This is a genomic window from Bacillus sp. JZ34 (assembly GCF_053903205.1).
This window is the reverse complement of sequence record NZ_CP096403.1, coordinates 1,068,419-1,095,087: the sequence shown is the minus strand read 5'-3', so window position 1 is coordinate 1,095,087 and position 26,669 is coordinate 1,068,419. Positions and strand designations below refer to the sequence as shown.

The 26,669-nt window shown below is 46.0% G+C and carries 30 protein-coding genes and 1 riboswitch; of the genes, 13 read left to right on the top strand and 17 right to left on the bottom strand.

Going from position 1 to position 26,669, the window contains the following annotated elements; genetic code table 11:
• Window positions 1-74: 74 nt before the first annotated feature.
• On the bottom strand, window positions 75-1,277 hold the full coding sequence (gene metK / locus M1D90_RS05530) for a methionine adenosyltransferase (RefSeq protein WP_003184586.1): 1,203 nt from the start codon (window positions 1,275-1,277) through the stop codon (window positions 75-77).
• Window positions 1,278-1,608: 331 nt separating this feature from the next.
• Window positions 1,609-1,746: riboswitch (SAM riboswitch) on the bottom strand.
• A 194-nt stretch (window positions 1,747-1,940) separates the two neighbouring features.
• On the opposite strand from metK, the gene pckA reads away from it, so the two are divergent.
• Window positions 1,941-3,524 carry a phosphoenolpyruvate carboxykinase (ATP) gene (pckA, locus tag M1D90_RS05525; RefSeq protein ID WP_025810968.1) on the top strand — a complete coding sequence of 528 codons (1,584 nt, stop codon included), beginning with the start codon at window positions 1,941-1,943 and terminating at the stop codon, window positions 3,522-3,524.
• 250 nt (window positions 3,525-3,774) lie between these two features.
• Window positions 3,775-4,959, top strand: a complete 1,185-nt coding sequence (locus tag M1D90_RS05520) for a dicarboxylate/amino acid:cation symporter (protein ID WP_020452671.1) — start codon at window positions 3,775-3,777, stop codon at window positions 4,957-4,959.
• A gap of 40 nt (window positions 4,960-4,999) precedes the next feature.
• Here the strand turns inward: M1D90_RS05520 and M1D90_RS05515 are convergent, their stop codons facing one another.
• Window positions 5,000-5,242, bottom strand: coding sequence for a DUF2584 domain-containing protein (locus M1D90_RS05515; RefSeq protein ID WP_009329422.1), 243 nt, complete (start codon window positions 5,240-5,242; stop codon window positions 5,000-5,002).
• Entirely contained in the window at window positions 5,243-6,067 is an 825-nt protein-coding gene (locus M1D90_RS05510) for an alpha/beta hydrolase family protein (RefSeq protein ID WP_020452673.1), read from the bottom strand.
• A gap of 145 nt (window positions 6,068-6,212) precedes the next feature.
• Between M1D90_RS05510 and M1D90_RS05505 the strand changes: the two genes are divergently transcribed.
• From M1D90_RS05505 to M1D90_RS05495, 3 genes are read left to right on the top strand one after another with little or no spacing between them, the layout of a single operon-like run.
• Window positions 6,213-7,169 (top strand): ABC transporter substrate-binding protein, encoded by a 957-nt coding sequence (locus M1D90_RS05505; protein WP_445594904.1) that lies wholly within the window; start codon window positions 6,213-6,215, stop codon window positions 7,167-7,169.
• A gap of 12 nt (window positions 7,170-7,181) precedes the next feature.
• Window positions 7,182-7,946: an ABC transporter ATP-binding protein gene (locus M1D90_RS05500; protein WP_020452675.1), complete on the top strand. Its 765-nt coding sequence runs from the start codon at window positions 7,182-7,184 to the stop codon at window positions 7,944-7,946.
• A complete protein-coding gene (locus tag M1D90_RS05495; protein WP_031304951.1) occupies window positions 7,933-8,757 on the top strand; it encodes an ABC transporter permease in 825 nt (274 codons plus the stop codon). Before M1D90_RS05500 ends, M1D90_RS05495 begins: the two co-directional genes overlap by 14 nt.
• 30 nt (window positions 8,758-8,787) lie before the next feature.
• Here M1D90_RS05495 and ytkD read toward each other — a convergent pair whose 3' ends face one another.
• From ytkD to M1D90_RS05475, 4 genes are all read right to left on the bottom strand, one after another.
• Window positions 8,788-9,264, bottom strand: a complete 477-nt coding sequence (gene ytkD, locus M1D90_RS05490; protein WP_020452677.1) for an RNA deprotection pyrophosphohydrolase — start codon at window positions 9,262-9,264, stop codon at window positions 8,788-8,790.
• Between the two features lie 180 nt (window positions 9,265-9,444).
• On the bottom strand, window positions 9,445-9,768 hold the full coding sequence (locus M1D90_RS05485) for a hypothetical protein (RefSeq protein ID WP_020452678.1): 324 nt from the start codon (window positions 9,766-9,768) through the stop codon (window positions 9,445-9,447).
• 47 nt (window positions 9,769-9,815) lie between these two features.
• Window positions 9,816-10,220, bottom strand: a complete 405-nt coding sequence (locus M1D90_RS05480; RefSeq protein WP_020452679.1) for a phage holin family protein — start codon at window positions 10,218-10,220, stop codon at window positions 9,816-9,818.
• Between the two features lie 149 nt (window positions 10,221-10,369).
• A complete protein-coding gene (locus M1D90_RS05475; RefSeq protein ID WP_003184609.1) occupies window positions 10,370-10,807 on the bottom strand; it encodes a Dps family protein in 438 nt (145 codons plus the stop codon).
• Between the two features lie 133 nt (window positions 10,808-10,940).
• Between M1D90_RS05475 and ytzI the strand changes: the two genes are divergently transcribed.
• Window positions 10,941-11,084, top strand: a complete 144-nt coding sequence (ytzI, locus tag M1D90_RS05470; RefSeq protein ID WP_020452680.1) for a YtzI protein — start codon at window positions 10,941-10,943, stop codon at window positions 11,082-11,084.
• Here the strand turns inward: ytzI and M1D90_RS05465 are convergent.
• Window positions 11,078-11,521: a FixH family protein gene (locus M1D90_RS05465; RefSeq protein ID WP_020452681.1), complete on the bottom strand. Its 444-nt coding sequence runs from the start codon at window positions 11,519-11,521 to the stop codon at window positions 11,078-11,080. The genes ytzI and M1D90_RS05465 overlap by 7 nt on opposite strands.
• A 131-nt stretch (window positions 11,522-11,652) precedes the next feature.
• A complete protein-coding gene (locus M1D90_RS05460) occupies window positions 11,653-12,126 on the bottom strand; it encodes an S-ribosylhomocysteine lyase (protein WP_020452682.1) in 474 nt (157 codons plus the stop codon).
• A 137-nt stretch (window positions 12,127-12,263) separates the two neighbouring features.
• Here M1D90_RS05460 and yidD point away from each other — a divergent pair, with 137 nt between their 5' ends.
• Entirely contained in the window at window positions 12,264-12,491 is a 228-nt protein-coding gene (gene yidD / locus M1D90_RS05455) for a membrane protein insertion efficiency factor YidD (protein ID WP_020452683.1), read from the top strand.
• On the opposite strand, the gene M1D90_RS05450 is transcribed toward yidD, so the two are convergent.
• Window positions 12,488-13,057 (bottom strand): beta-class carbonic anhydrase, encoded by a 570-nt coding sequence (locus M1D90_RS05450; protein WP_020452684.1) that lies wholly within the window; start codon window positions 13,055-13,057, stop codon window positions 12,488-12,490. The genes yidD and M1D90_RS05450 overlap by 4 nt on opposite strands.
• 125 nt (window positions 13,058-13,182) lie before the next feature.
• Here M1D90_RS05450 and M1D90_RS05445 point away from each other — a divergent pair, with 125 nt between their 5' ends.
• Together M1D90_RS05445 and M1D90_RS05440 are read left to right on the top strand one after the other, a co-directional pair.
• On the top strand, window positions 13,183-14,364 hold the full coding sequence (locus M1D90_RS05445) for a GTP-binding protein (RefSeq protein ID WP_195536454.1): 1,182 nt from the start codon (window positions 13,183-13,185) through the stop codon (window positions 14,362-14,364).
• 98 nt (window positions 14,365-14,462) lie between these two features.
• Window positions 14,463-15,494 carry a metal ABC transporter substrate-binding protein gene (locus M1D90_RS05440; protein WP_065643695.1) on the top strand — a complete coding sequence of 344 codons (1,032 nt, stop codon included), beginning with the start codon at window positions 14,463-14,465 and terminating at the stop codon, window positions 15,492-15,494.
• Between the two features lie 82 nt (window positions 15,495-15,576).
• On the opposite strand, the gene M1D90_RS05435 is transcribed toward M1D90_RS05440, so the two are convergent.
• Complete coding sequence (locus M1D90_RS05435; protein ID WP_003184624.1) at window positions 15,577-15,822, bottom strand: type B 50S ribosomal protein L31; 246 nt, start codon at window positions 15,820-15,822, stop codon at window positions 15,577-15,579.
• A gap of 192 nt (window positions 15,823-16,014) precedes the next feature.
• On the opposite strand from M1D90_RS05435, the gene M1D90_RS05430 reads away from it, so the two are divergent.
• The 4 genes from M1D90_RS05430 to M1D90_RS05415 are packed head-to-tail and all read left to right on the top strand — an operon-like array spanning window position 16,015 to window position 18,844.
• Complete coding sequence (locus M1D90_RS05430; RefSeq protein ID WP_023855818.1) at window positions 16,015-17,340, top strand: cytochrome ubiquinol oxidase subunit I; 1,326 nt, start codon at window positions 16,015-16,017, stop codon at window positions 17,338-17,340.
• Between the two features lie 36 nt (window positions 17,341-17,376).
• Window positions 17,377-18,420, top strand: coding sequence for a cytochrome d ubiquinol oxidase subunit II (locus M1D90_RS05425; protein ID WP_025810962.1), 1,044 nt, complete (start codon window positions 17,377-17,379; stop codon window positions 18,418-18,420).
• A 44-nt stretch (window positions 18,421-18,464) separates the two neighbouring features.
• Window positions 18,465-18,626 (top strand): DUF1540 domain-containing protein, encoded by a 162-nt coding sequence (locus M1D90_RS05420; RefSeq protein ID WP_075212789.1) that lies wholly within the window; start codon window positions 18,465-18,467, stop codon window positions 18,624-18,626.
• A gap of 26 nt (window positions 18,627-18,652) precedes the next feature.
• Window positions 18,653-18,844 carry a hypothetical protein gene (locus M1D90_RS05415; protein WP_195536453.1) on the top strand — a complete coding sequence of 64 codons (192 nt, stop codon included), beginning with the start codon at window positions 18,653-18,655 and terminating at the stop codon, window positions 18,842-18,844.
• A gap of 161 nt (window positions 18,845-19,005) precedes the next feature.
• On the opposite strand, the gene menC is transcribed toward M1D90_RS05415, so the two are convergent.
• From menC to M1D90_RS05385, 6 genes are all read right to left on the bottom strand, one after another.
• Window positions 19,006-20,115: an o-succinylbenzoate synthase gene (menC, locus tag M1D90_RS05410; RefSeq protein ID WP_020452691.1), complete on the bottom strand. Its 1,110-nt coding sequence runs from the start codon at window positions 20,113-20,115 to the stop codon at window positions 19,006-19,008.
• Between the two features lie 12 nt (window positions 20,116-20,127).
• Window positions 20,128-21,564: an o-succinylbenzoate--CoA ligase gene (locus M1D90_RS05405; protein WP_023855814.1), complete on the bottom strand. Its 1,437-nt coding sequence runs from the start codon at window positions 21,562-21,564 to the stop codon at window positions 20,128-20,130.
• A 77-nt stretch (window positions 21,565-21,641) separates the two neighbouring features.
• On the bottom strand, window positions 21,642-22,460 hold the full coding sequence (gene menB / locus M1D90_RS05400) for a 1,4-dihydroxy-2-naphthoyl-CoA synthase (protein ID WP_020452693.1): 819 nt from the start codon (window positions 22,458-22,460) through the stop codon (window positions 21,642-21,644).
• A gap of 13 nt (window positions 22,461-22,473) precedes the next feature.
• A complete protein-coding gene (menH, locus tag M1D90_RS05395; RefSeq protein WP_456283175.1) occupies window positions 22,474-23,295 on the bottom strand; it encodes a 2-succinyl-6-hydroxy-2,4-cyclohexadiene-1-carboxylate synthase in 822 nt (273 codons plus the stop codon).
• On the bottom strand, window positions 23,283-25,025 hold the full coding sequence (menD, locus tag M1D90_RS05390) for a 2-succinyl-5-enolpyruvyl-6-hydroxy-3-cyclohexene-1-carboxylic-acid synthase (protein WP_065643693.1): 1,743 nt from the start codon (window positions 25,023-25,025) through the stop codon (window positions 23,283-23,285). The genes menH and menD overlap by 13 nt, the downstream gene beginning before the upstream one ends.
• Window positions 25,022-26,446, bottom strand: coding sequence for an isochorismate synthase (locus M1D90_RS05385; RefSeq protein WP_023855811.1), 1,425 nt, complete (start codon window positions 26,444-26,446; stop codon window positions 25,022-25,024). The genes menD and M1D90_RS05385 overlap by 4 nt, the downstream gene beginning before the upstream one ends.
• Window positions 26,447-26,669: the final 223 nt, after the last annotated feature.

Sequence of the window (26,669 nt, the reverse complement as noted above, 5' to 3'; positions counted from 1 at the left end):
AGAAAAACGTTTCACATCCGCCCGCTTTTTGCCATCGAAAAACAAAGCCGCTTATGAAAGCGGCTATGCAGTTGTTATTCTCCTAATGCATCTTTCTTCAGCTGATCTGCTTTGTCTGTGCGCTCCCAAGGCAGATCGAGGTCGAGGCGGCCGAAATGTCCGTAAGCTGCCGTTTGTTTGTAAATCGGACGGCGAAGATCGAGCATTTTAATAATGCCGGCAGGTCTTAGATCAAAGTTTTTGCGAACCACTTCGATCAATGTTTCTTCACTGGCTTTGCCTGTACCGAATGTATCGATTGAAATGGATACCGGCTGTGCGACACCGATCGCGTAGGCAAGCTGCACTTCACAGGAATCAGCAAGGCCTGCGGCGACGATATTTTTCGCTACATATCTCGCAGCATAAGCTGCAGATCTATCAACCTTTGTCGCATCCTTACCGGAAAACGCTCCGCCGCCGTGACGGGCATATCCGCCATAGGTGTCAACGATGATTTTGCGTCCTGTTAAACCGGCATCCCCCTGCGGTCCTCCGATAACAAAACGGCCCGTAGGATTAATGAAGTACTTCGTGTTTTCATCGATCAGCTCTTTTGGCACTACCGGGTTGATGACATGCTCTTTCAGATTGCGCTGAATTTGTTCAAGCGAAATCTCAGGGTGATGCTGAGTCGAAATGACAATTGTATCGATGCGAATCGGCTTGTTGTTCTCATCATACTCAACAGTTACCTGTGTCTTTCCGTCCGGACGAAGATACGGCAGAATTTCCTCTTTGCGGACTTCTGTCAAACGGCGAGACAATTTATGAGCAAGCGAAATCGGCAGAGGCATAAGTTCCTTTGTTTCGTTGCAGGCAAAACCGAACATTAAACCTTGGTCTCCGGCTCCGATCGCTTCAATTTCAGCGTCGCTCATTGCTCCTTCACGCGCTTCAAGCGCCTGGTCGACTCCCATTGCAATATCTGGCGACTGTTCATCTATAGACGTTAAGACCGCGCAAGTTTCGGCATCAAAACCGTATTTTGCACGTGTGTAGCCAATTTCTTTAATCGTTTCGCGGACTGTTTTCGGAATATCGACGTAAGTGGACGTCGTGATTTCACCGCTTACCAGCACCAATCCGGTTGTCACAGATGTTTCACAGGCAACGCGGGCATTCGGATCTTTCTTTAAAATTTCGTCTAATATACTATCCGAAATCTGGTCGCAAATTTTGTCCGGATGTCCCTCCGTAACTGACTCTGATGTAAATAACCGACGGTTTTTGCTCATTTATGTTTCCTCCTGTATATGAAGATCAGCCGTGATCTTAAGTATGATACGGATCTCGTCCCTCTTGATTATATGACGATACTCGGGCTTCATACGCTCTCGTTTTGAAACAATTTCCATATGCTATTCTTGACGAGATTCTAAGTCAAAATTCCTCTTAATAGAATTTTTCCTGACTGGCTGCCCGGCTAGACCTTTCACGTCCTGTGAAAAACGCCCAGTACCTTCCTCCTGAAGGCAGTTTTTTTAGCAATTTTTGGATCTCGATTTATGCAATAAAAAAACCTTTTCCTATTCGCTGAGGAAAGGGTCTGGTATTGCGTGCCTTTCACTCTTATCGCTCAAGGTATTGAACACCTTGCATCAGGTTAGCACCGTAGTTGTCTCAGAAACTGTTTTTTTCCATTAATAAGAGAAACCGGTTGCTGGGTTTCATTGGGCCTGTCCCTCCACCAGCTCGGGATAAGAGTATCCGCTCAATGAAATATCTTATCTTAAAATGGCTTGTTATGTCAATATCGGCCGCAATAAATTTAAACTTGTCTTTCGAGAAAAAACCCGAACGAAAAATGAAGAAACGGTATAGACTATAAGAGTAAATGTGTTATACTAATTCTACATTAATGTTATACACATTAAAAAACACGCAAAGGAAGGTTTTTTATGAATTCTGTAGATTTAACAACTGACTTACAAACGTTATTAATGGGCGAAAACGTTCAGCTGAACTTATCCGTTCCCCTTTTGGTTGAAAAAGTCCTTGAACGCAAAGAAGGAGTCTTAACATCTTCCGGAGCCGTGCGGGCTACAACCGGTACATACACCGGCCGCTCGCCAAAAGACAAATTCATTGTGGAAGAAGCGAGCACAAAGGACAAAATCGATTGGGGCGCAGTAAACCAGCCGATTTCAGAAGCCGCCTTTGACCGGCTGTACACAAAAGTGCTCAGCTATTTAAAGGAACGCGATGAATTGTATGTATTTGAAGGGTTTGCAGGAGCAGACGAAAAATACCGGCTTCCGATTACAGTTGTCAACGAGTTCGCCTGGCACAACCTGTTTGCAAGACAGTTGTTCATCAGACCTGAAGAACATGATAAAAAACCTGAAGAACAGCCGTTTACGATTCTTTCCGCTCCGCATTTCAAAGCCGATCCGCTCATTGACGGGACCAGATCTGAAACATTTATCATCGTGTCGTTTGAAAAGCGTACGATTTTAATCGGAGGCACCGAATATGCCGGCGAGATGAAAAAATCGATTTTTTCTATTATGAATTATCTTCTTCCTGAACAAAACATTTTACCGATGCACTGTTCGGCAAACATTGGCGAGGAAGGCGGAACAGCTCTCTTCTTCGGATTGTCAGGCACAGGCAAAACGACGCTTTCCGCCGATCCGAAACGGAAGCTGATCGGTGACGACGAACACGGCTGGTCCAGCACAGGCGTTTTCAACATTGAAGGAGGCTGCTACGCCAAGTGCATTAACTTAAGCAAAGAAAAAGAACCGCAGATTTACAATGCGATCCGCTTCGGTTCCGTTCTTGAAAATGTCGTGGTTGACGGCAAAACCGGGGAGCCGGACTATTCCGACGCATTCTATACGGAAAACACGAGAGCGGCTTACCCGATTGATGCGATTGACAACATCGTCAAGCCGAGCATCGCAGCACACCCGCAGACCATTGTATTTCTGACGGCAGATGCTTTCGGCGTGCTTCCTCCGATCAGCAAGTTAACGAAAGAACAAGCCATGTATCATTTCCTGAGCGGATATACAAGCAAGCTCGCCGGCACCGAACGCGGGATCACCGCTCCTGAAGCCACATTCTCGACCTGCTTCGGTTCCCCGTTCCTTCCGCTCCCTGCACATGTGTACGCTGAAATGCTCGGAAGAAAAATCGATGAACACGGCGTCAGCGTCTTTCTCGTCAATACAGGCTGGACCGGCGGCGGATACGGAACAGGGGAAAGAATGAGCCTCGCTTATACGAGAGCGATGGTTCAGGCTGCGATAGAAGGAGAACTGGATAACGCCGAAATGAAGACTGACCGCATTTTCGGACTTCATTCACCGGTCCATGTTCCGGGTGTGCCTGATCAAGTGCTTGACCCGGCTAAAACTTGGACAGATGAAAACGAATACGAGGAAAAAGCGATCCACTTGGCGAATGCATTCAAAAAGAATTTCAAAAAATTCTCTAATACCGAAAACATTGAAAAAGCCGGAGGACCGCTCGTATAACTCAACCCGCTTGCAGCAGCGCAGGTATTCTGCGCTGCTGCAGTTTATTAAAAATCCGCTTCGCCTGTCAGCGGCCGATGCCATTTTCTGGACAATGATTAAAACGACAATCAAGCACGGCCTGTGATAAAACGCTTCCAATTCGCGGCTGTTATTATTTGAAAATACAGACTTTTTTTATTTTTAACAAAAGAAATCTTTCATATGATAATATGATAAAAACATTTGTATATATCAGGAGGACACATCTATGAAATTTGGATTACTGCCGAGAATTATGACGGCAATTGTTCTTGGTGTTATCGTCGGAAGCTTTGCTCCGCTTTGGTTTGTCAAAACAGCCGCTACTTTCAATGATATTTTTGGAAACTTCATTAAATTCGTCATTCCTTTTATTATTATCGCTTTTATTATTCCCGGCATCGGACAAATCGGCCGCGGCGCCGGAAAAATCCTTGGCATTACAGCAGGTATCGCCTACACGTCAACCATTTTTGCCGGCCTCCTGGCGTACCTTGTCGGATCAAATCTTCTCCCCGCGATCATTTCCGGCCATCAGCTGCAGGAATTTAAAAATCCGGAAGAAGTTTTGCAAGCAGGATTTTTCACCATTGAAATGACGCCGTTTATGAGCGTGATGAGCGCACTGATTTTTGCTTTCATCATGGGAATCGGAATCGCTTATCTGCCCGGAAAAACATTAAAAAACGCATTCGATGAATTTCAAACGATCGTTGAAAAGCTGATATCATATATTATTATTCCGTTACTGCCTGTTCATATTTTCGGTATTTTCACCAATATGACGTTCGGCGGTCAGGTGCAGACAATCTTATCCGTATTTGCTAAAGTTTTCGTGATGATTATCGTGCTTCACCTCGTCATACTTTTGATTCAGTACTCCGTTGCGGGCGCTGCAAACGGCAGAAATCCGCTGTCGCTGTTGAAAATCGTGGCGCCGGCATACTTCACTGCGCTCGGCACACAATCGTCAGCGGCAACGATTCCCGTCACGTTGAGACAAGTCAGAAAAACGGGAGCAAGCCAAAAAGTGGCTGACTTCGCCGTTCCGCTCCTGGCCAATATTCATTTGTCAGGTAGCACGATTACACTGACGAGCTGTGCAATGGGCGTAATGATTCTAAACGGTCAAACACCGACTTTTTCGATCATGATGCCGTTCATTTTAATGCTTGGCGTCACAATGGTCGCAGCGCCCGGTGCCCCGGGGGGTGCCGTTATGGCCGCGGCCGGACTGCTGCAGTCGATGCTCGGCTTTAATGAAACCAGCGTATCATTGATGATCGCACTTTACCTTGCTCAGGACAGCTTGGGTACAGCAACGAACGTGACAGGAGACGGCGCTCTCACCATGCTGATTCACAGGCTGACTTCCAAAAAAGGAATCGGAAAAGAGGAAGATGTGCCTGCATAATACAGAAAAGCCAAGGACGCTATCCGCGCCTTGGCTTTTTTTAATTCGTCGAATTTAATGATACGAGCCTGTATGTTAAATGAGTCCGTCCGTCTGACCATTCAAGGCGCTCCGCCTGCGCGGTGCCGGTAATGTCGCCCCGCTTAGTCTTTCTGACTTCAAGCGGCACATGAAGAGGGTAAACCCGATAACCTTCTTTTTCAAGTGTAAACACATTTTCCTCAACCCGTGTTTCTTTTCCTTTTGTCACAATCATTGTATTAAATTCAACTGGCATTCCCACCTAAAGTCCCCCTCCTTTTCTCTTTTCTTTTAGTTTACCATAACTTGTCCAAGGCCGGCTTTTCATCCATTGAGACAATTCTCTTACAATCCGCCTATTTTCCCGCGGAGGAAAATAGTGGGTATATCGACTGAAATACCACGTATCCACAGACTTGTTTCTTTGCAGAAGTTCGCGTTCTAGACGCCGCGCATGCTCGATGGAGACATTTTCATCGTTTGCTCCGTGGATCAAAAGCACGGGCGCTTCGATCTTCTCCAGCTCGTCAAAAGGCGTCCTCCATTCGTACGCTTCAGGAACCTTTTCAGGCGTCCCGCCGATGACCCGCTTCATCATCCGCCGCAAATCTTTGCGTTCGCGATAGGTCATAACCATATCGCTGACACCGCCCCAAGACACAAACGAAGCTGCAGCTTCTTTCATTTCGATTGCCGTTAAGATACCCATGATCCCGCCGCGGGAAAAGCCAAAAATGTGTACGCGTCCATCTTTTACCAGGTCATGCTTCTGCAGAAGACGAAAAGCGGCAAAAGCATCTTCCCGGTCATCACCCGCAAAGTCTTCATCGCCTTCTCCTCCTTGATTGCCTCTGTAAAACGGAGCAAGAACGACAAAGCCCTGTGAAGCGAACTGGACGATTCGGCCCGGTCTGACCATTCCGACGTTTTTAATTCCGCCGCGCAAATACAAAAATCCGTCATAATGTCCGGGAGCGGCCGGTTCCGCCAAGAGCCCCTTAACCTTGAGTCCTTGTGAAAGGTATGTGACGGAAAACAGACGCACCTTTTTGTTCGGCGATGGAAACCTTCTTTTTTCTAACCACATTCGTCACGTCACCTCTTTTTTAATCCGCAGCTGCCCCTCACACCTGTTTAGTATATAACATAAACTATTTTATGCCGAAAATAACCGAAATCAAAGGAGGGAAATCGGTTTGAAGCGTTTCTTTTTTACCATATTATCCTTCATTATGATGCTGTTTATCCTCGCTTCATGCGGCGGTCAAAAGCCCGAAAAGATCCGTCTCGCGGAAGTGACCCGTTCCGTTTTCTATACGCCTTTATATATCGCCTTGTCTGAAGGTTTGTTTAAAGAAGAAGGCCTTGATGTTGAACTGAAAACGACATGGGGTGGAGATAAAACGATGACTGCCCTTCTGTCAAACGGTGCCGATATTGCGCTTGTCGGCTCGGAAACGTCAATATACGTGAATGCCCAGGGCGCAAGCGATCCGGTGATTAATTTTGCACAGCTTACCCAGACGGACGGAACATTCCTCGTCGCCAGGAACGATGCGGGGCATTTCAGCTGGGATGATTTGAAAAACAAAACGTTCCTTGGCCAGCGCAAAGGCGGAATGCCGCAGATGGCGGGCGAATTTGTCCTGAAACAGAAAGGCATTGATCCCAAAAAGGATGTGGACCTGATCCAAACGATTGATTTCGCGAATATCGCAAACAGCTTTGCATCTGGTACAGGCGATTATGTTCAATTATTTGAACCCCAGGCCTCCATTTTTGAAAGAGAAGGCATCGGCCGCATTGTCGCCTCCTTCGGAAAAGAATCGGGCCGAATTCCATATACGACATTCATGGCTAAACAAAGCTACTTAACAAAAAACGAAGAAGCGGTCGAAAAGTTCACCCGCGCGGTTTACAAAGCGCAGCAGTGGGTAGAGACGCACTCTGCAAAAGAAGCTGCCGAAAGCATTCAAGATTATTTTAAAGATACCGAGCTTTCAATCATTGAATCTTCAATCGAACGGTATAAACAACAACGGTCTTTTGCCCTTGAGCCTGTTTTGGCTGAAAAAGAATGGAACCAGCTTCAAACCATCATGGATGAAGCCGGCGAGCTGCCGAAGCACACCCCTCATCAAGAGCTGGTCAATACAAGGATCGCCGAAAAGGTCACAAAAAATCACTAGGAGGTGGCCGCAGTGTCTTTTTTGCAAGTTCAGGATGTCACACATACTTACTTTTCATTAAAGGAAAAAACAGCAGCGCTGGAAAACGTCAGCATTGAAGTCGAAAAGGGCGAATTTGTTTCGTTTCTCGGCCCAAGCGGATGCGGCAAAACAACACTTTTATCGATCATCGCCGGCATCGTTTCCCCCACGGAAGGACGCATCTTGGTGGAAGGGCGCACGCCTGACGAAGAGGATCGGCACATCGGTTATATGCTCCAGCAGGATTATTTATTTCCCTGGAAAACCATTGAGGAAAACGTCTTAATCGGTTTGCATATTTCCAAAAAATTCGGACCGGAAACAAAGGAGACCGCTCTCGGCCTGCTGAAAAAATTCGGGCTTTACGAGGTTGAAAAAAAGTATCCAAAAGAGCTCTCAGGCGGTATGAGACAAAGGGCGGCGCTTGCCCGCACACTCGCTGTCGACCCCGATATCCTCCTGCTTGATGAACCTTTTTCAGCCCTTGACTATCAGACAAAACTAAACCTCGAAGATTTGGTGTTCAACACGTTAAAGACGTATCAAAAAACAGCGGTGCTCGTGACTCATGATATCGGTGAAGCGATCGCGATGAGCGATCGGATATTGCTATTTTCAAAGCAGCCGGGCACCATCCATAAAACATTTGCCGTTCCTGAAGCGATCAGGAAGCTGACACCGTTTGAAGCGAGACAGGAACCGGAATTTCAGCCCCTCTTTCAGAACATATGGAAGGAGCTCAATGACCTTGAATAACAAACATCTGAAATCAAAAATTGACTTCCTTCATGAGGATTTTTTAAAGGAGCAGCAAGCCGAAAAAAGGCGGGTCCGCTTTTATCAAATCGTGATTTTCATCGTTTTCTTTTCACTGTGGGAAACCGCAAGCCGTCTGGCGTGGATCGATCCGCTGATCTTCAGCTCTCCTTCAGCCGTCTGGGCGCTTTTCCTCGAAAAGATGGGAGACGGATCATTGCCGGGGCATATCGGTGTCACCGTATTTGAAACCATCCTCGGCTTTCTGGCCGGAACATTGCTTGGAACTTTTCTGGCCGCCCTCCTATGGTGGTTCCCGAGGCTCTCCAAAATATTGGATCCGTATCTTGTCGTCTTAAATGCGATGCCGAAAGTGGCGCTAGGCCCCATTCTCATCGTGGCGATCGGCCCCAGCTTGACGAGTATTATTGCAATGGGCGCCATCATCAGCGTTATCATTACGACAATCGTCGTCTACACGTCCTTTCAAGAAATCGATGAAAACTATTTAAAAGTCATGAAAACATTCGGTGCAACGAAACGCGAGATTTTCAAAGAAGTCATTCTGCCCGCTTCCATTCCGACAATCATATCTACACTGAAGGTCAATGTCGGCTTAAGCTGGGTCGGCGTCATCGTAGGAGAATTTTTAGTGTCGGCTCAAGGCCTCGGCTATATGATCATCTACGGTTTTCAAGTCTTTAATTTCAACCTCGTCATGCTGAGCCTCCTGATCATCGCCGTCTTTGCAACATTGATGTATCAGGGTGTCGAGCTGTTGGAAAGAAAGTGGATGAAAGGCAGAGTATAACATGAAAAAACCCTGCAAATGCAGGGCTTTTTATTTGATGATGCCGGCCTTTTTCAGCTTTTCAAGACTGATCGTCAGGACGGAATCTTTCATTATAAAACTGTAATTTCTGTTTTTAGCGATATCTTTCGGGAGGCTCTTCAGCAAAACAGGGCCATTTGTCTCATAGTATGTCTGCTGTTTTTCGATCTTTTCGATATCGGCAAAATAAATATTTTTGACGATCACTTTCTCTCTGCCAAGAACTTTATATTGTCCGAGATAGGTCAGCTTTCTTACGACAGCGCCTGTTTCTTCCTTTACTTCCCGCAAAGCCGCTTCCTCAGCATTTTCGCTTGGTTCGACTTTGCCGCCTGGGAATTCACGGCCCCTGTCTTTATGATTTGTCAACAGCCATTGATCTTCGTAACGGCAGATCACCCATACATGCTTTGGTTCTTTTGAAAAAGGTTCCTTTTCAAAAGAAAGCTGAACCGTATTACGGTAAAAATCTTTAAATTCGTACATCCTAATCCCTCTTATCCGTTTCCTTGCTTCTTCCACTCATCATATCATATATTGGTTCTTTCGGTAGAGTTTTTGTCCAGTTCAGCTCAGTAATTTTATCGTTCCCTCGGGAACTTCAGTGTCCATTTCTGAGTGAGAAGGCGGCAAGGCTGGGTAACTCCGTGCTTGATGGTGCTTCGTTTAATCTGCTGAATTGAGTTCGGCAAGGCCGTTTTCACTGATAAACGACTTGGTTTCTTCATTGCCCAGACGGTAAAGCATCGAGTAAATGTCTTTGCGCAGTTCGTCCATTTTGTCATTTGCACTGTCATAATGGTATTCGACTGCCGGCACGTGAGCTCTGAAAAAGTTTATCCAGTCTTCTGAATACAGCTGATCAAAATATTCCCTTAATATAATGATGTCATCATCTGTCGCTGAAATTTGAAATTCCCACGGGGAAGCGTCTGAGCTCTGTGAAATCATTCCATCTTGCACCGAAACATAGTATGTCCTTTTTTCCAAAGCCAATCATCCTTTTTCGTGTTAGTATGACCAGTTATGTTAAAATGTTACGGCTTTCCCCGGAGTTTTTCCTTTATGGTATTTAAAATATCCAATAACATCTGCGGCACGGGGATTCCTAACGAATGAGCCGTGCTTATGATTTGAAACGCTTCATATAAAATATAAAACATAATAGAAAAATCGCGGATCGAACTGCCTGTTTGCAGCATCTGATCAAAAAGGTGGGCAACGGATATAAGAAAGAGCGTCACCAATTTTTTAGCCAGCCTTGTAAACAGCCTCTTCATTGTAAAGCGATCTTCCACACATTCGTTCAAGCTTTTGCTGACAAATTCAATTCCCATGAGCGTTATTAAGATCATAAATAAATATTCGATTCGGCCAAACAAAAATCCGATGGCTGATAAACCGATTGTAAAGAGCGAAAAGATGCTTAAGTCCTTAAACATATGCTTCAACATCCTTTCAATAAAGACTTTTCATAGCTTATCCTATGAAAAAAGACTTTGAAAGGCTTGGATGAATTGTTTGACAATTTCTAAAAAAGGCTTTAAAAAGAACGAAAATAAAAAAAGCTCAGGCATTGCCCGAGCTATTCTTACCCTAAGTAGGCTTTCAGCATCCAGTTGTGTTTTTCGATCGATTGATGAATCGCGAGCAGCATGTCTCCCGTCGTTTCATCATTGACTTCATCGGCAAGCTCCATTCCGCTTTTCAGCTCCTCAGCCACCGTTAAAAAGTCATTATAAATATTTTGCACCATTTGTTCAGCAGACTCGCTTCCGTCCGCTTCTTTAATCGCGGACATTTCCAGGCATTCCTTCATCGTTCCGACCGGGGAGCCCTGTATAGCCAAAAGGCGTTCAGCCAAATCATCGATATGCTCTGCAGCTTCTGTGTAAAGTTCCTCAAATTTTTCATGCAGCGTAAAGAAATCTTTCCCTTTCACATACCAATGATAATTATGTAGCTTTACATATAGAACGGTCCAGTTTGCGACTTGTTTGTTGACGGTTGCTTTCAATTTTTCAGACATAAGGTCGTCCTCCTTTTCGTTTACTTTTGATTTACCCGTTTAGCTTGTGCAGGAAACATTTCTTTTACTCTTTATCATGATTTTCTTTGCCTGATATGGTAAACTGTTGGAAAAAGCTATTCGGAGGTAAGTGATGATCCTCTTTTGGATTATTGTAGGAATTCTGATTACAGGCGCCGTTCTGGCCGTATCGCTTGTCACAACATCAAAAGCTTATGACTACAAGCATGAAGTCGATCCCCTTCCGTCGCGGGAAGAAGAACAGCCTCATCAGTGATGGTGGGCTTCTTCTTTTTCATCTTCTTCAGTCACATCCGTTGCTTTCCCTACCTTAATGTCTGCAACCGGCATTGTATGCTGTTTTTTCGCCGTGACATGGACTTGAACTTTGTAATGGCCATCTTCAGGAAACGCTTTTTCAATGCTGTATACGCCTTTTCCTTCATTCTTCGCTTTGATTAGCTCGCTATCTTCCTTGCTCCCGGCCTTCCAGCATTCAAACTCCACATCATCGGCATCTGCAACAGGCTCGTCCCCATAGCGCACGGTCGCTTTTATGACAGCCTTTTCATTTTTGGCCGCCGCTTCTGGAGCCGCCAGTTTTGCCGTCAGCACTTTGGGCTCCTCATCCGATGCCGCCTGCTTGTCCCCCTGGCTGCAGGCTGAAAGACCGACTGCTAAACATAAGAGAATAAACCATTTTCCCAAACGCATCCTATCACCCTTTTTCTATGATATGTATTACAATATAAAGTGTAGCAAAGTTCAGGGATATATGGCATTATTTTCTTTGTGAACAAAAAATGAAAACCGGCTCTTTTCTGAGCCGGTTTTTTTCAAACGTTTTATCCAAACACTTTGAGCAGATCTTCTTTATTTTGCGAAAGCCAAAAACGCATCATGCGCTTTGCGCCCTCTAGATCGTGAAGCTTTGCCTGGCCGCACTGTTTTTCGTTAGCCGCCGGAATTTCAGTCACTTCAACGGCTTCTTTGAACGTATCCTCAAGCAAATCAACGATTTCTTCCACTTTCGGTTCACCGCTCACCACCAGGTAATAGCCTGTTTGGCAGCCCATCGGCGAAATGTCGATAATATCAAAGTGGTCATATTTTTCCGCATACGTGCGGATCGTAAATGCAAGAAGATGCTCCAAAGTATGAATTGTATCAGGTTTCATCGCCTGCTTATTCGGCTGGCAAAAACGGATATCAAACTTGTTGACGACGCCGTCCGATCCCACTTTATGGACGCCGCAGTGTCTGACGTAAGGCGCTTTTACTGCATTATGGTCAAGTTCAAAACTTTCAACTGAAGGCATGGTTCCTCTCTCCCCTCTAATCGGTCTTTTTGTATTATATCATACTTTACCGATAAGTTTTCAGGTCAATGCTTTTCCTTTTTATGAGTTTTTTGCTTATATTATAATAAGGTCAAAACAAAAAAGGTGCGAAAAACATGAAAACCTTATTCCTGCTGCTCATCCGCTTTTATCAAAAATGGATATCACCGGCTCTTCCGCCGACATGCCGTTTTTATCCGACATGCTCCAATTACGGCCGTGAAGCGATCGAAAAGCACGGCGCATGTAAAGGCGGATGGCTCACCATTAAGCGGATTCTGAAATGCCATCCGTTCCATCCCGGCGGGATAGATCCCGTTCCGGAAAAAAAGCAAAAGGATTAACGTTCTTCCGGATATCCGTTGACAATAAGATCCAGTCTGCCTGTTTCCGGATTGATGACAAGTCCGTGAACAGGTACTTCCTCCGGCATCAGCGGATGGTTTCGAATCACGCTTACACTATCCCTGACGCTGTCCTCTACAGAATCAAAGCTTTTCAGCCATTGTTCAAAATCGACGCCGGAGTACTCAAGCGTCTCAATCCGTTCTTTTGGAATGCCTCGCTTAACGACTTTATCCAAAAAGCTGTCGCAGCTCAGCTTGCTCATTCCGCAGTCATGGTGGCCGATCACGCATACTTCATCAGCGTTCAGTTCGTATACCGCAACGAGAATGCTCCGCATAATACTCCCGAAAGGATGAGCCACGAGTGCACCCGCGCTCTTAACGATCTTCACGTCCCCGTTCCGCATATTCATGGCATGAGGAAGCAGCTCGACAAGCCTTGTGTCCATGCAAGACAGAATCACCATTCTCTTATCGGGAAACTTGCTTGTTTGGTATTTTTGATAGTCCTGCCGCTCAACAAACTGTTGATTGAACTGTAGAATGTTCTCCAAAAGTTTCATGGCTCATTTCCTTTCTAAACGCTTTTTATATCTAAATATAACATATTTCTTGTATTTTTTTCATAAGTCAAGTAAGATTTCCATTGTGCAAATCGAAATAATTACGTTTTAAAGGAAGTGAAAACATGACGCAAAACCTGATTCCTGTCACTGTTTTAAGCGGCTATCTCGGGTCCGGGAAAACGACGCTGCTGCAGCATGTCCTGCATGAAGCGCACGGCATGAAAATCGCCGTGATCGTCAATGACATGAGTGAAATTAATATCGACGGCTCCCTCGTGAAAAAAGGGGATCTTATCCGCACGGATGAAAAGCTTGTCGAAATGCAGAACGGCTGCATTTGCTGTACGCTGAGAGACGATCTGCTCATCGAAGTCCAAAAGCTGGCGGAGAACGGCGGAATCGATTATATTCTCATCGAATCTTCCGGTATCAGCGAGCCGATTCCCGTTGCCCAAACCTTTACTTACAAAGATGAGGAGCTGGATATTGATTTAAGCAAATATTGCAGGCTTGATACAATGGTCACCGTCGTCGACGGCAGCCGTTTTTTTGAGGACTTCGCTTCGGGGGAAAGCCTTTTGGAACGGAAACAGGCGGCAGATGAAACAGACAGCCGTGAAGTGGCCGATCTTTTAATTGAGCAAATCGAATTTGCCGATGTCCTCATTTTGAATAAAACTGATTTACTCAATAAAAAAGAGCAAGAAAAGCTTTTCTGGTCTCTGAGAAAACTGAATCCGGACTGCAGAATCATTTCCTCGACATTCGCAAAAGTGCCGCTTTCGGCCATCATGAATACGAAATCGTTCGATTTTGAAAAATCGAGTCAATCAGCGGGGTGGATCAAAGAACTGAATGAAGAGCACACACCTGAAACAGAGGAATTCGGAATTTCTTCCTTCGTCTATCAAAAACAAAGGCCTTTCCATCCTGAAAGACTGAAGCGCTGGCTTGAAAACTGGCCGCCTCATATTATCAGAGCAAAAGGCTTCTTCTGGCTTGCTTCTCGAAATGACACAGCAGGCCTTCTGTCCCAGGCAGGCTCTTCTCTGATGATCCAAAGCGCAGGCCCCTGGATTGCAGCGTCTCCCGAGGAAGAACAAAAGCTCGCGTTTGAAGAGGATCCCCATTTAAAAACGGACTGGGATGAAACATACGGAGACCGAAAAACGGAAATCGTTTTTATCGGCATTGACATGAATCAGGAAGACATGATCCGCTCCCTGGATCAGACCCTTCTTACAGATAAAGAAATGAATTCAGACTGGTCGGCCTTCCATGATTCACTGCCTGAGTATATTTAACTATCATTTCCTCTTTTCAAATCGTAATTATTACGATACAATGATACAGGACCATTAAATCGGAACCATTACAGTTTTACATTGAGAGGAGAAATACCATGAAAAAAACATTCGGATTAGCATCTGCATTCATTCTTGCTGCCGGATTAGCAGCCGGTTGTTCAAGCAACGGCACTTCCAGTGAACAAAAAGAAAATAAAGACACGCTGGATATCTATACAACCATTTATCCGCTTGAAGACTTCGCCAAAAAGGTCGGCGGAGAATATGTGAACGTCAAAAGTGTTTACCCGCCAAACGTTGAAGCGCACACTTACGAGCCAAGCTCAAAAACGATGGCGGAAATTTCCGACTCGGATGCCTTTATATACTCTGGAGTCGGTGTAGAAGGATTCGCAGACAAAGCTGTAAACACATTAAAAAACAGCAACGTCAAAATCGTCAAAGCCGGAGAGGGCATTGACCTTCTGTCACGTGAAGAAGAAGGCGAACACGATGACCATGCACATGAAGAAGAACATGGTGACCACGATGAGCATGCTCACGAAGAAGAACATGAACACGGAGAAGCCGAAGGCCATGATCATCATCACGACCATGGAGATCATGACCCGCACGTATGGCTTGATCCTGTCCTTGCTGAAAAAATGGCCGAAAACATTAAAGACCAACTCGTAAAATTAGATCCGGAACACGAAAAAACGTTTACGAAAAACTATGAGTCTTTAAAAAAAGATTTGGAGCAGCTTGACAAAGACTTTAAACAAACCGTTGACAAAGCTGATAAAAAAGAAATTCTCGTCTCACATGCCGCCTACGGCTACTGGGAAAAACGCTACGGCATTAAACAAATAAGCGTTCTCGGCCTTTCGCCTACTGAGGAACCTTCACAAAAGCAGCTTGAAAACATTGTTAAAACAGCGAAAGAACATAATATTAAATACGTCATTTTTGAAAGCAATGTCAGCAGCAAAATCTCCGAGATCATCAAAAAAGAAATCGGAGCCGAAAGTCTGACGATGAAAAACCTTGAATCTGTAACAAAAGAAGACATTGAAAGCGGCAAAGATTATACTACCATCATGAAAGAAAACCTGACCGTCTTGAAAAAAGCTTTATCAAACAAATAACAAAGATCAAGCGCATGAGACCTCATGCGCTTGTTTTTTTTATATGGACGAAAAAAGACCGGAAACATCCGGTCTTTTTCATTTAATCCATATTAAATCTTTTCTTGAACTGTTCGACCCTTCCGCCTCTTTCGTTGAATTTCTGTCTTCCGGTATAAAACGGATGGGTGTCTGAGCTTACTTCAACTTTTATAACGGGATACGTCTTGCCGTCTTCCCACTCGGCCGTCTCATCGGAAGTTTTAGTTGAGCGGCTTAAAAAACGGTACCCGCTGTTTACATCCTGAAAGATCACTTGATAAGTTTTCGGATGAATATTTGGTTTCATATGCCATTCCTCCTAACAAAACGTAATAATTACGTTTTATTATATACCTTTCATATGTTTGTGTCAAAAATGAATGTTCATTTGCCATGTTTTGATCACCTTATCCATTTTAACCGCTCACAGGAAGAATAATCTAAAAAAGGCGGTAAACAATAAAAAGCAAAATGGTGTAAATGAAAGGTGGTTTTCCGGATGAATGACTTGATTTTTGCAAGAAGCCTTTTCGGAACAACGATGGGGTTCCATATTATTTTCGCCTCGCTCGGTGTCGGAATTCCTTTAATGATTTTGCTGGCCGAGCTGATCTATCAAAGAACGAAAGATCCCCACTACGCCATTATGGCAAAAAGATGGACGAAGGCACAGGCCGTGTTGCTCGGGGTCGCCATACCGACCGGAACCATTGCCGGAACGCAGCTCGCCTTGCTTTGGCCGGGATTCATGGAAGTGATCGGGAAAGTCATGTCCCTCCCATTTCAAATTGAAATCTACGCTTTTTTTATTGAGGCTTTATTTATGTCCATTTATGTTTACGCAGCCGATCGGCTGACTCCTCTTATGAGAATTACAGCTGTCATTTTTATCGTTATCGGAGCAGCCGCATCAGCCATCTTAATTACAAATGTGCACGCTTTCCAGGGAACGCCTGAAGGCTTCAAAATCGTGAACGGCGAAATTACAGATGTTCAGCCGTGGACGGCGTTCTTCAACAAAAGCTTTGTGGCTACAGCAGGACACGTTGTCGTCTCCGCTTTTATGACGGGCGCGTTTATTATTGCGACGATAGCCGCTTACAAAATGCTCCGAAACCGCGGTGATGAAAAAGTCTACGCCCTTCATAGAAAAGCGCTGCTGCTCGGGCTGATTGTCGGAGGAGCGTTTTCTCTGGTCACGGCTCTGAGCGGTCACGAATCCGCACAGCTTCTTCACCGCTACCAGCCTGAAAAACTGGCGGGCGCAGAAGGGCTTTTTGAAACTCAGTCCCACGCTCCACTTGCGATCGGCGGATTTACTGATGAAAAGACGCAATCGGTCAAATGGGCGATTGAGATTCCTTGGGCTTTAAGCTTTTTGGCCGACAACCGCTTTGACACCGTTGTAAAAGGACTGAATGACTTTCCAAGGGATGAGTGGCCTCCTCTGTTCATTCATACTTTGTTCAACGGCATGGTTTTTATCGGCAGCCTTTTGATTGTTTATGCCGCTGTCGGTTTTATTTGGAGAAAAGTCATGAAAAAAGACCGCTTTCCCCGCTGGATGCTGGCCGTGTTTATAACCGGCGGCCCGCTCGCTTTGCTTGCAATCGAATTGGGCTGGGTGTTCGCTTGCACCGGAAGGCAGCCTTGGGTTATTTACCATATGCAGAAAACGTCCGAAGTAGTGACATCCTCCGGCTCGATCGGCATATTGTTTCTTTTGTTCTTTATCGTCTACATCATTTTAGGAGCAGCGGTGGTGTTCGTATTGCAATATTACTTTAAACGCCACCCTGTCGAAGAAGATTTAAAAAGCAGCTGAATGCACAAAAAACAGAAGGGAAGTCATATGATGCAACTGGATGGAACAACAGATGCCCTGCTGGCTATTTCGATCGTCTGGGGATTTATATTTATCTACGCTGTGATGGCGTCAATGGATTTTGGAGCGGGATTTTGGTCGATGATCTATATGAACAAAAAACAGCTGAAAGCAACCAATATTGCAAACCGCTACCTTTCCCCGACCTGGGAAGTGACCAATGTTTTCATCGTCGGAATCGTCGTGGCCCTTTTCAGCTTTTTCCCGGGCGGCACTTTTGTGCTGGGAACGGTGCTTTTGCTTCCTGGCAGCATTATTTTATTGCTTTTGGCGATTCGAAGCGGATTTTTGGTCTTTTCGCACGCTGCAAAAGATTATGAAAGGGCGTTGACTTACGTTTCAGGGATCAGCGGCTTTATCATTCCGGCTGTTTTAATCCTTGTCTTGCCCGTGACACACGGCAACTTCGTATATCAGGTAGACGGAAACCACCAATTGGATTTTATTAATTTGTTTTTAAGCCCTCATGCCTATTCTTTTATGGGCTTTGCCATTTTCAGCACGCTGTTTCTGTCTTCATTGCTGCTGGCTGATTTTTCAAATGTAGCCGGAGAAAAAGACGCGTATCAGGTCTACCGCCGAAACGCTTTAATCACCGGCCCGCTCGCTTTGCTTATGTCATTCAGCATCATGATGACCATGAGGACGGAAGCCCGCTGGCTTTATACAAAAATGATGGACGGGCTTCCGTGGCTGATTTTATCGTTTTTGCTGTTTCTCGTCGCATTTGCGGCTTTGTTTCTGCCAAACAGACATAACAGCGACCGGCAGGGAAAGCCTCGCCTCGCCGTCATCGCCATTACGCTGCAGTATTTTACGGCGAGCTATGTGTACGGGAGAGCGCACCTTCCTTACATGGTCTATCCTGATGTCACGATTCAATCAGGCTTCACCGCGCCGGAGACATTCAGGGCGCTGTTCATCTCCTATATCGTCGGTTTTATTATTTTATTCCCCGGCTTTTATTATTTCTGGAAATTGTTCATGAAGGACAAGAGGTACATCAAACAGCATGAATAAGGTTAAGCTAAATGTGTACAACTTTTAAAGGGGGCCAAAATGATATGGAACAAAAAATACTGTGTGAAGTCAGCAACTGCACCTATTGGGGCCAGGGAAACAAGTGTACAGCCGACGCCATTTATGTCGTCAGCCATGCTGAAGGTGAAAAAGCTTCTAATAGCAAAGAAACGGATTGTAAAACATTTAAACCTGAACATCATTAAAGCGGATGAATGAAGGAGGGACAGTCATGAATAAAGAGTCGCTGCTACAGGCTTTTTATCAGGAAATCCACGGGGCGGACGAAACCGCATTTCAAAAAGCCGCCTGCTCCTTCATGAACTTATGGGATTATGAATACGGATGTCTGGACGGGCTGCCGGCTCAAGCGGACCGGCTGATCGGACAGATCGTACACGAAGATTTGCTTTTGGGCGATTAAAGGAAAGGGCTGTCATAAAGGCAGCTCTTTTCATATTTTTAAAAAAACCGGCTTGAAAGCCGGTCCAAACGAGAAGGGAATAATGTACAGCTTTACTATACATGAGAGGCCGTCCATTTAACAAAGCTTGAAAATCTGGAAATCAGCGTTTAAAACAGCCTTTACTGTTTGAAAACATCTATTTTAGATGAATTCTTTCTTAAAACATGAGTATCCACTTCAAAGCCCATTCCCGGTCGGCTTGGAACCTGAATATAGCCGCCTTCGATGCGGATTTCCGGTTTTACGATATCCTCTTCCCAATACCTTGAGGATGAAGAAAGATCCCCGGGAATCAAAAACTGCGGAAGAGAACTCAGCGCAAGATTGTGTGCTCTTGAAATACCGGTTTCAAACATGCCGCCGCACCAGACAGGCATTTGATGTTCTTTGCAGATGTCATGGATTTTCAGAGCTTCTGTCAAACCGCCGACTCGGGACGGCTTAATATTGATAATTTTGCAGCTGCCGAGCTCGATTGCCTTTCGCGCATCATCAGCAGAACGGATGCTTTCGTCAAGACAAATTGATGTTTTGATATGTTTTTGCAGATGGCGGTGGTCTACGATATCATCATCCGCCAAAGGCTGTTCGATCATCATTAATTTAAATGCGTCAAGCTCTTTAATCCGGCTGATGTCTTTTAATTCATAAGAAGAGTTGGCATCCGCCATCAGCGGCACCTTCGGAAAATGCCGGCGTATTTCCTTTAAAAGCTCTATATCCTGCCCCGGCTGAATTTTGATTTTTATTCTTTGATAACCTTCTTTTACATATTGTTCAATTTCCTCAAGCATATCATCCAATGGAGCAAGACCGACGACGACCCCGGCAGGAACTTCTGTTTTTACTCCGCCCAGCGCCTCTCTTAAAGAGATCCCTTTTTTCCTGGCGTAAATGTCCCAAAAGGCGGCTTCAAGGCCGGCCTTTGCCATTCTGTTGCCTTTGAATCCGCGAAGCGTCTCGGGCACTTCTGAAGGGTGTGTGAATGATTCGCGCAGCACAGCCGGAATCAAAAAATCTTTTAGCATGTGGTAACATGTCTCCGTTGTTTCTTCTGTGTACCACGGAGATGAAAAAGCGGATACTTCCCCCCAGCCTGTCACCCCTTCCCGGTCAGCAGCTTCTATGATGATAAACTTGCGATCCTGAAAGGTTTCCAAGCTTGATTTAAAAGGCTTTTTCAGCCGCATGCTGAGATGGTACAATGTCAGCTGTTTGATTTGAATCATGGCGCTCTCCTTCTACAATTGATGTCTCATCAGTTTATTCGAAGCATTTCTCGGCAGCTTGCCGACAAAATGAAAGGCTTTAGGCACTTTATAGGAAGCAAGCCGTTCTTTGCAAAAGTCGCTCAGCTCCTCTTCATCAACAGGGCTGGCGGCGACAAGATAGGCGTGGGGAACCTTTCCCCAAGTTTTGTCATCGACCCCTTTTACCCCCGCTTCCGCAACTTTGGGGTGTGACAGAAGAACGGCCTCGACTTCAGCCGGATAGATGTTTTCTCCCCCTGATATGATTAAGTCTGAACGCCTGTCCAGCACGTATAAAAATCCGTCAACGTCAAGATACCCGATATCACCGGTTTTAAACCAGCCATCATTGAATGAGGCTTTGTCTGCCGCCTCATTTTTTAAGTAGCCCTTCATAACGGTCGGCCCTTTTACGGTTATTTCTCCATGTTCTCCGGGTTGGCATTCCGTGCCGTTCTTTTCGATTTTAATGCTTGATGCAAACAGCGGCTTGCCGGCTGAACCGAGCTTTTCAATCGAGTATTCTGGGGCGAGGGTGGCAATCTGTGAGCACGTTTCAGTCATTCCGTATGACTGTACGACAGGCAGCCTCTTTCTTTTGCATTCCTCAAGGAGAGAAAGCGGAGCAGGCCCTCCGCCCAGTAACAGGCACCTTAATGATTCGGGGCAGCTGTCGACTTTTGCCGCAAGCCTTGACAGCATCGTCTGAACGACCGATGCAATCGTTACTTGATTGTCTTTGATCGAACAGAGAACTTCTTCCGCGTCAAACCTTTGATGTAAAACAACTGTCATTCCGTAAATGACCGATTTAAAAAGAGCCGATAAGCCGCTGATGTGGAAAAGCGGCAAGGCGATCAGCCAACGATCGTGTTCTTGGAGCCCTAAATTCAAAGCGGATGAAACCGCGCTGAAATAATGGTTGGCAAATGTCTGCATAACCCCTTTCGGCCGTCCTGTCGTTCCGGACGTATACATAATTGTGGCCGCATCGTCCAAATGAATGCTCTCGATTTCCGTAACCGGAGGGCCGGCGGCGTTTTGAACGTCTTCAATGTCAACAGCGCGGGCCGGCTTGCCCTCTCTATGCTCTTCCAGGAAAGGCTGTTCTGTAAGCAATAGCTTTGCTTCCGAGTGTTCAATTTGATATGTTCGTTCGGCCATTGACAGCTTCGTATTCAGCAAAACGATGCGAACTCCGAGAATAAAACAGGCATGGACGGCGATAACCATCTCCAGCCGGTTGGTGAGAAGTACAGCCGCTGTATCCCCTTTCCTCAGACCAAAGCTCTTCAGCTGCCCGGCCGTTTTTTTTGCTTCATGAAATAATTGATTAAAAGTCAGCTTGTGATCCCCCTGAATCACAGCCATCCTGTCAGGAGTCAGCTCTGCTCGCTGTTTAAGCCAATTCGGATGGTCCATCAGCATATCATCATCTCCAAAAAATATCTTGAATGATAAAAGAAACAGCTCAGTCGCACTAAGCTGTTTCTCTCTTCCGTCTTTTAAGGAAAACGCGGGAACTGTCCGAAATCTGGACGGCGTTTTTCTTTAAACGCATCGCGGCCTTCTTTCGCTTCATCTGTTGTGTAATAAAGCAGTGTCGCATCTCCGGCAAACTGCTGGATGCCTGCAAGCCCGTCCGTGTCGGCATTAAAGGCCGCTTTAAGAAATCTGAGTGCTGTCGGGCTTTTCTCAAGCATTTCTTCACACCATTGAATCGTTTCTTCTTCAAGCTTTTCAAGCGGTACAACCGTATTGACAAGGCCCATTTCCTTAGCTTCCTGAGCGTTGTATTGACGGCACAGATACCAGATTTCACGCGCTTTTTTATGACCGACGATACGCGCCAGATAGCCTGATCCGTAGCCTGCATCAAAGCTGCCGACTTTCGGCCCTGTTTGTCCGAAAATTGCGTTGTCTGCAGCAATCGTCAAATCGCATACGATGTGGAGCACATGGCCGCCGCCGATCGCATAGCCTGACACCATCGCAACAACAGGCTTCGGAATGACGCGGATCAGCCGCTGAAGATCAAGAACGTTCAGACGTGGAATCTCGTCTTCGCCAACATAGCCGCCGTGTCCTCTTACCTTCTGGTCTCCTCCTGAACAAAACGCTTTATCGCCGGCCCCTGCAAGGATAATGACACCGATATTGGCATCATCCCGCGCATATGCAAACGCATCGATCAGTTCCGAAACCGTTTTTGGACGAAATGCGTTATGTACCTCAGGGCGATTGATCGTGATTTTGGCGATGCCGTTATATGTTTCATATAATACATCTTCGTATTGACGTTCGCTTTTCCATTCTACAGTCATAGATGTGTACCTCCTATTTTAAAATAAATTCACTTACTATTTTACCAAAAAAATCGGGCTCTTCCACATGAACCGCATGACCGGTATGTTCAACAATCTCGAGGCGGGCGGTTGGAATTCGCTTTGCCATGCTTTCATTGATCGCGATAAATTTCCGATCCAGGCTCCCCGCAATAAGAAGCACCGGATCATCGATTCCGCTCAATCTGTTCCACCAGGACGGCTGTGATCCGGTTCCCATTCCGATTAAGCTGCCTCGAAGCCCGACCGGATTGTTGTTCAGACGTTCTTCACGCACTTTTTTTCTTTTCGAAGGGTCCATTGACAGCTGGGATGCAAACAGCGGAATGCCTTCCCAATAATCTACGAAAGACTCGATTCCTTCTTCAAGTATCCGTCTGCTGAGCCGGCTGTCCTGCTCCCTGCGCATTTTTCTTTCTTCCGGCGAATCAAGCCCCGGAGAACTGCTTTCCAGCACAAGACCGGACACACGCTCCGGATGAATCATCGCCATTGATAAGGCAAGCCGGCCGCCCATTGAATAACCGATGAGGTAAGCCTGTTTCACATTTAACTGATCAAAAATCTCGATCAGATCGGCTGCCTGCTTCTCTGTTGTGTAGCGGCTGCTGTCTGCCGGCGAGTCTGTTCCGCCGTGTCCGAGCAGGTTCAGCTTGATCAGACGCAGCCCCTGAAAATAGCCGTCTATCCCGTCCCATGTTGCCGCACTTCCTGTAAAGCCATGCAAAAACACCGCCGTTTTTTCCGCAGACAGGCCATTGTCTTCTATTTTATAGGAAACGCCGTCTTTCAGTGTTAATTTCAAAACGGCCACTCTTTTCTTATTTCATACATTGCGGAATCAAGCATTCGGCGATGCTGCTCTACACGATCATCGCGCTTCGTTTTCACCTCAATGATATCCAAGCCGCGGCGGTTGACGGAGGACAAATACGCATCGGCAAAATGAGCGGATGACTCAGGGCATACATAGCGTCCCCCATACAGCTTGGCGGCATGCTCGAATTCGAGCCCCGTCGGCGTTCCGAACAAGAGCTCGAAGTACCTTTCTTCAGCAGATTGGGGAAGAAATGAGAAAATGCCGCCACCGTCATTGTTGACGAGAACGACAGTCAGCGGAATGTCGAGCGTTTTGCTGACAAGAAGGCCGTTTAAATCGTGATAAAAAGACAGATCGCCGATGACAAGAGTTACCGGTTCTTTCGTTGCGGCATATATGCCCAGCGCAGTCGAGACAACGCCGTCAATCCCGTTTGCCCCTCTATTGGCGAAAATCCGGAATGTTCGCTCCTGATTTTCAAAAAATGTATCCGCATCGCGGATCGGCATGCTGTTTCCTACAAACAGGGAACTGTTGTCCGGAATCAAATGCTGCAGGTTCCGGTAGATATTTCCTTCAAAGGTAAGATCCTCAGCTTCAAGATTTCTTAAAAGAGCTCGGAAGCGGCTGTTGGCAAACCGCCATTTCTCCAGCCAGCTGCCTGATCTTTTTTCTGAATGGACAGCGGAAGCCACAGCAGCCGCGACCTCTTCTTCCGCGCAATGCAGCATATGTGCACTGAGCTGAGTCGGATCGCGCCACCCTCCATCTGGGTCAACAACGATTTGCCTGATGCTCGGATTTTGCTTTAGCAGCTGAAAAAGCGGCTTTGAAACCGGCATCGCGCCGAAGCGGATGACTAGCTCAGGCATGAGCTCCCGTTTCAGCTGTTCTTCTTTCAATAATGAATCGTATCCATCGATGATGGTTTCTTTTGAATGGCTGCCGTTTCTCAAGTTTGAAAGCGGGTCAGCCAAAATCGGATATCCCGCTGCCTGAGAGAGAGATACAATATGTGCTTTGGCGTTATCATCTTGCAGCTCTCCGCAGACGATCATGCCTTTTTCCGTCTCTTTGATCAGAGCGCTCAGCGCTTCAAGCTGATGCCGGTCAGCACGAAAGCGGCCGCTTTCAACCGCCACATGACTGCCGTTTCTCAACCTTTGAAACGGGTCATCCTCAAGGTTCGGCATGAGCGGCTCTCTCAGCGGAAAGTTGATATGCACGGGTCCGCGCGGCGCTTTTTTGGCTTCTCCGGCTGCGCGTGCTGCCAAAGAGCGGATGTACGCCAGCATTTCGGGATGACTGTCAGGCAAAGCCGAGTCTGTGAAAAACTTAACAAAGTTTCCGAATAAGAATTGCTGATCAATCGCCTGAGGTGCTCCTACTTCTCTCAGTTCATGCGGCCGATCAGCCGTTAAGATGATAAGCGGTATTCTTGAATAATGAGCTTCGATCACAGCCGGGTAGAAATTCGCCGCAGCTGTTCCGGATGTACAGATCAATGCGACAGGCTTCCGCATAGCTTTTGCCATGCCCATTGCAAAAAACGCAGCGGATCTTTCATCCACATGAATATGAACATTGATGTCCGGATGACTCGCGGCCAAAATCGCAAGGGGCGTCGATCTTGATCCCGGGCAGATAACCGCTTCTGTCACGCCTGCAAGAGAAAGCTCATCAATAAAATTCCCTATATATTTTGTAATTGGATTTTCAGTCAACGGATATCGCCTCCAAGTGCAGACAGCATCGGCTTCATCTTAATTTGCGTTTCTTCGTATTCCATATGAGGATCGGAATCAGCCACAACCCCGCAGCCGGCAAAAATTCTGGCCTCTTTTGAATCGATAAGTCCTGACCTGATCGCCACCGCAAATTCCCCATTGCCGGACATGTCGATCCAGCCCGCCGGTGCCGCATACCAGCCCCTTGACATCGGCTCCAACACTCTGATGACCTCAATCGCTTTTTGCTGAGGCGCTCCTCCAAGTGCAGGAGTTGGATGAAGCTTCTCGATTAAATCAAAAAGCGAGGACTCCGCATTCATTTTGCCGACAATCGGCGTATACAAATGCTGCACATTTTTTGTTTTGTATAGTCCCGGCTTGGCCGGCTTTTTGATATTGCTGCAATTTGACAATAGCGCCTGATGAATCATATTGACGACAATGTCGTGTTCGATAAGGTTTTTTTCATCGTTTAACAGCTCAAGACCGAGCATCCGGTCCTCCTGCTCACTTTCGCCTCTCTTGATTGAACCGGCAAGGCAGGTCGACAGCACGTTGTCTCCGTCTTTTTTGACCAGTCGTTCAGGTGACGCGCCGACAAAACTTTTGCCGTTTTCTTCAATAGCGAATATATAGCTCGTTTTTTGTTCAGACATCAGATTGAATAATACTCTGTGAAGTTCGACTGGCTGGTCGAACGTTAAAAGGATCTCTCTGGCGAGCACAACTTTATCGTACTTCCCGTTTTTAATGTCGTCAGTCGCCCGCCGGACCGCTTCAAGCCATTCAGGAACATCAAGCTCCTCCTTGGCGGTAAATCGCGCATGACCGTTTTCGGGATAACGGGAAGCGTCCGCCTTGATCAGCTGTGAAGCAGCGCCCTTTATTTCTTCAAGTACTTTGCGCACATCCTCTTCAGGAGCCTTCCATCTATTGACCGTAATGAACGTTTCCTCTCCGTCCTGTGTCAGCATAGCGGTAGGAATAAAAAAAGCGCCTTCCTGGTAGCCGTTCCAATGCTGCTTGCGATCTTCCAGCGGATCAAATGAAAAACCGCCAAACAGCAATGGCCCCACCGCTGCCTGACTCGTGCATTGATCTTCGTGGAAGTGAAAGGTTTTCTCTTTTAAGCGCTCCCATTTTTCATGTACAGCCTGATAACGTCCGGCATCCTTCAGGTCTGTGGAAACCGAAATTTCCTTTCCCAATCCGACAAGCGTCAGTCCGCCGTCGGGATCAGACCAGAAGAACCGTTTCCCGGCAAATTGTTCTTCCCCATTTATGAAAAAGGAAAGAGCATCTATGCTCTCAATTTTTCTGGAATAACTTATTAAAACAGCATGGTTGACTTTTTTGACGATGTTTAATGCTTCAGGCGCTTCCCTTAGGAAAGTGCGCTGCACTGTTGTCACCATGATACATTCCTCCAAAATCCGTAAAATGCTTTTATAACCATACACCTGTGAACGGTATGTGTCAACAAAACGACACTTTATTAACAACTGCCCTTACCTATTATAAACGTAATCGGCCGATTGAAAAAGACAAGGTCATTTAATATTTTTGAATTGCTGGACGGCCGCTTTTTTTCTAACAATATCACCCATTATATTGACACCTTTTTTAACTTTTTCTAAA

What these genes read in the sequence shown, in the direction of transcription:
- M1D90_RS05450 (WP_020452684.1), bottom strand. Translation starts at nt 13,057, where the DNA reads ATGAAACTTTTGGAGAACATTCTACAGTTCAATCAACAGTTTGTTGAG.
- ytzI (WP_020452680.1), top strand. Translation starts at nt 10,941, where the DNA reads ATGATCCTCTTTTGGATTATTGTAGGAATTCTGATTACAGGCGCCGTT.
- pckA (WP_025810968.1), top strand. Translation starts at nt 1,941, where the DNA reads ATGAATTCTGTAGATTTAACAACTGACTTACAAACGTTATTAATGGGC.
- ytkD (WP_020452677.1), bottom strand. Translation starts at nt 9,264, where the DNA reads ATGTACGAATTTAAAGATTTTTACCGTAATACGGTTCAGCTTTCTTTT.
- menC (WP_020452691.1), bottom strand. Translation starts at nt 20,115, where the DNA reads ATGATTCAAATCAAACAGCTGACATTGTACCATCTCAGCATGCGGCTG.
- M1D90_RS05440 (WP_065643695.1), top strand. Translation starts at nt 14,463, where the DNA reads ATGAAAAAAACATTCGGATTAGCATCTGCATTCATTCTTGCTGCCGGA.
- M1D90_RS05415 (WP_195536453.1), top strand. Translation starts at nt 18,653, where the DNA reads ATGAATAAAGAGTCGCTGCTACAGGCTTTTTATCAGGAAATCCACGGG.
- M1D90_RS05510 (WP_020452673.1), bottom strand. Translation starts at nt 6,067, where the DNA reads ATGTGGTTAGAAAAAAGAAGGTTTCCATCGCCGAACAAAAAGGTGCGT.
- metK (WP_003184586.1), bottom strand. Translation starts at nt 1,277, where the DNA reads ATGAGCAAAAACCGTCGGTTATTTACATCAGAGTCAGTTACGGAGGGA.
- yidD (WP_020452683.1), top strand. Translation starts at nt 12,264, where the DNA reads ATGAAAACCTTATTCCTGCTGCTCATCCGCTTTTATCAAAAATGGATA.
- M1D90_RS05430 (WP_023855818.1), top strand. Translation starts at nt 16,015, where the DNA reads ATGAATGACTTGATTTTTGCAAGAAGCCTTTTCGGAACAACGATGGGG.
- M1D90_RS05480 (WP_020452679.1), bottom strand. Translation starts at nt 10,220, where the DNA reads ATGTTTAAGGACTTAAGCATCTTTTCGCTCTTTACAATCGGTTTATCA.
- M1D90_RS05405 (WP_023855814.1), bottom strand. Translation starts at nt 21,564, where the DNA reads ATGCTGATGGACCATCCGAATTGGCTTAAACAGCGAGCAGAGCTGACT.
- M1D90_RS05520 (WP_020452671.1), top strand. Translation starts at nt 3,775, where the DNA reads ATGAAATTTGGATTACTGCCGAGAATTATGACGGCAATTGTTCTTGGT.
- M1D90_RS05435 (WP_003184624.1), bottom strand. Translation starts at nt 15,822, where the DNA reads ATGAAACCAAATATTCATCCGAAAACTTATCAAGTGATCTTTCAGGAT.
- M1D90_RS05495 (WP_031304951.1), top strand. Translation starts at nt 7,933, where the DNA reads ATGACCTTGAATAACAAACATCTGAAATCAAAAATTGACTTCCTTCAT.
- M1D90_RS05460 (WP_020452682.1), bottom strand. Translation starts at nt 12,126, where the DNA reads ATGCCTTCAGTTGAAAGTTTTGAACTTGACCATAATGCAGTAAAAGCG.
- M1D90_RS05420 (WP_075212789.1), top strand. Translation starts at nt 18,465, where the DNA reads ATGGAACAAAAAATACTGTGTGAAGTCAGCAACTGCACCTATTGGGGC.
- menB (WP_020452693.1), bottom strand. Translation starts at nt 22,460, where the DNA reads ATGACTGTAGAATGGAAAAGCGAACGTCAATACGAAGATGTATTATAT.
- M1D90_RS05475 (WP_003184609.1), bottom strand. Translation starts at nt 10,807, where the DNA reads ATGTCTGAAAAATTGAAAGCAACCGTCAACAAACAAGTCGCAAACTGG.
- M1D90_RS05465 (WP_020452681.1), bottom strand. Translation starts at nt 11,521, where the DNA reads ATGCGTTTGGGAAAATGGTTTATTCTCTTATGTTTAGCAGTCGGTCTT.
- M1D90_RS05505 (WP_445594904.1), top strand. Translation starts at nt 6,213, where the DNA reads ATGATGCTGTTTATCCTCGCTTCATGCGGCGGTCAAAAGCCCGAAAAG.
- M1D90_RS05385 (WP_023855811.1), bottom strand. Translation starts at nt 26,446, where the DNA reads ATGGTGACAACAGTGCAGCGCACTTTCCTAAGGGAAGCGCCTGAAGCA.
- M1D90_RS05445 (WP_195536454.1), top strand. Translation starts at nt 13,183, where the DNA reads ATGACGCAAAACCTGATTCCTGTCACTGTTTTAAGCGGCTATCTCGGG.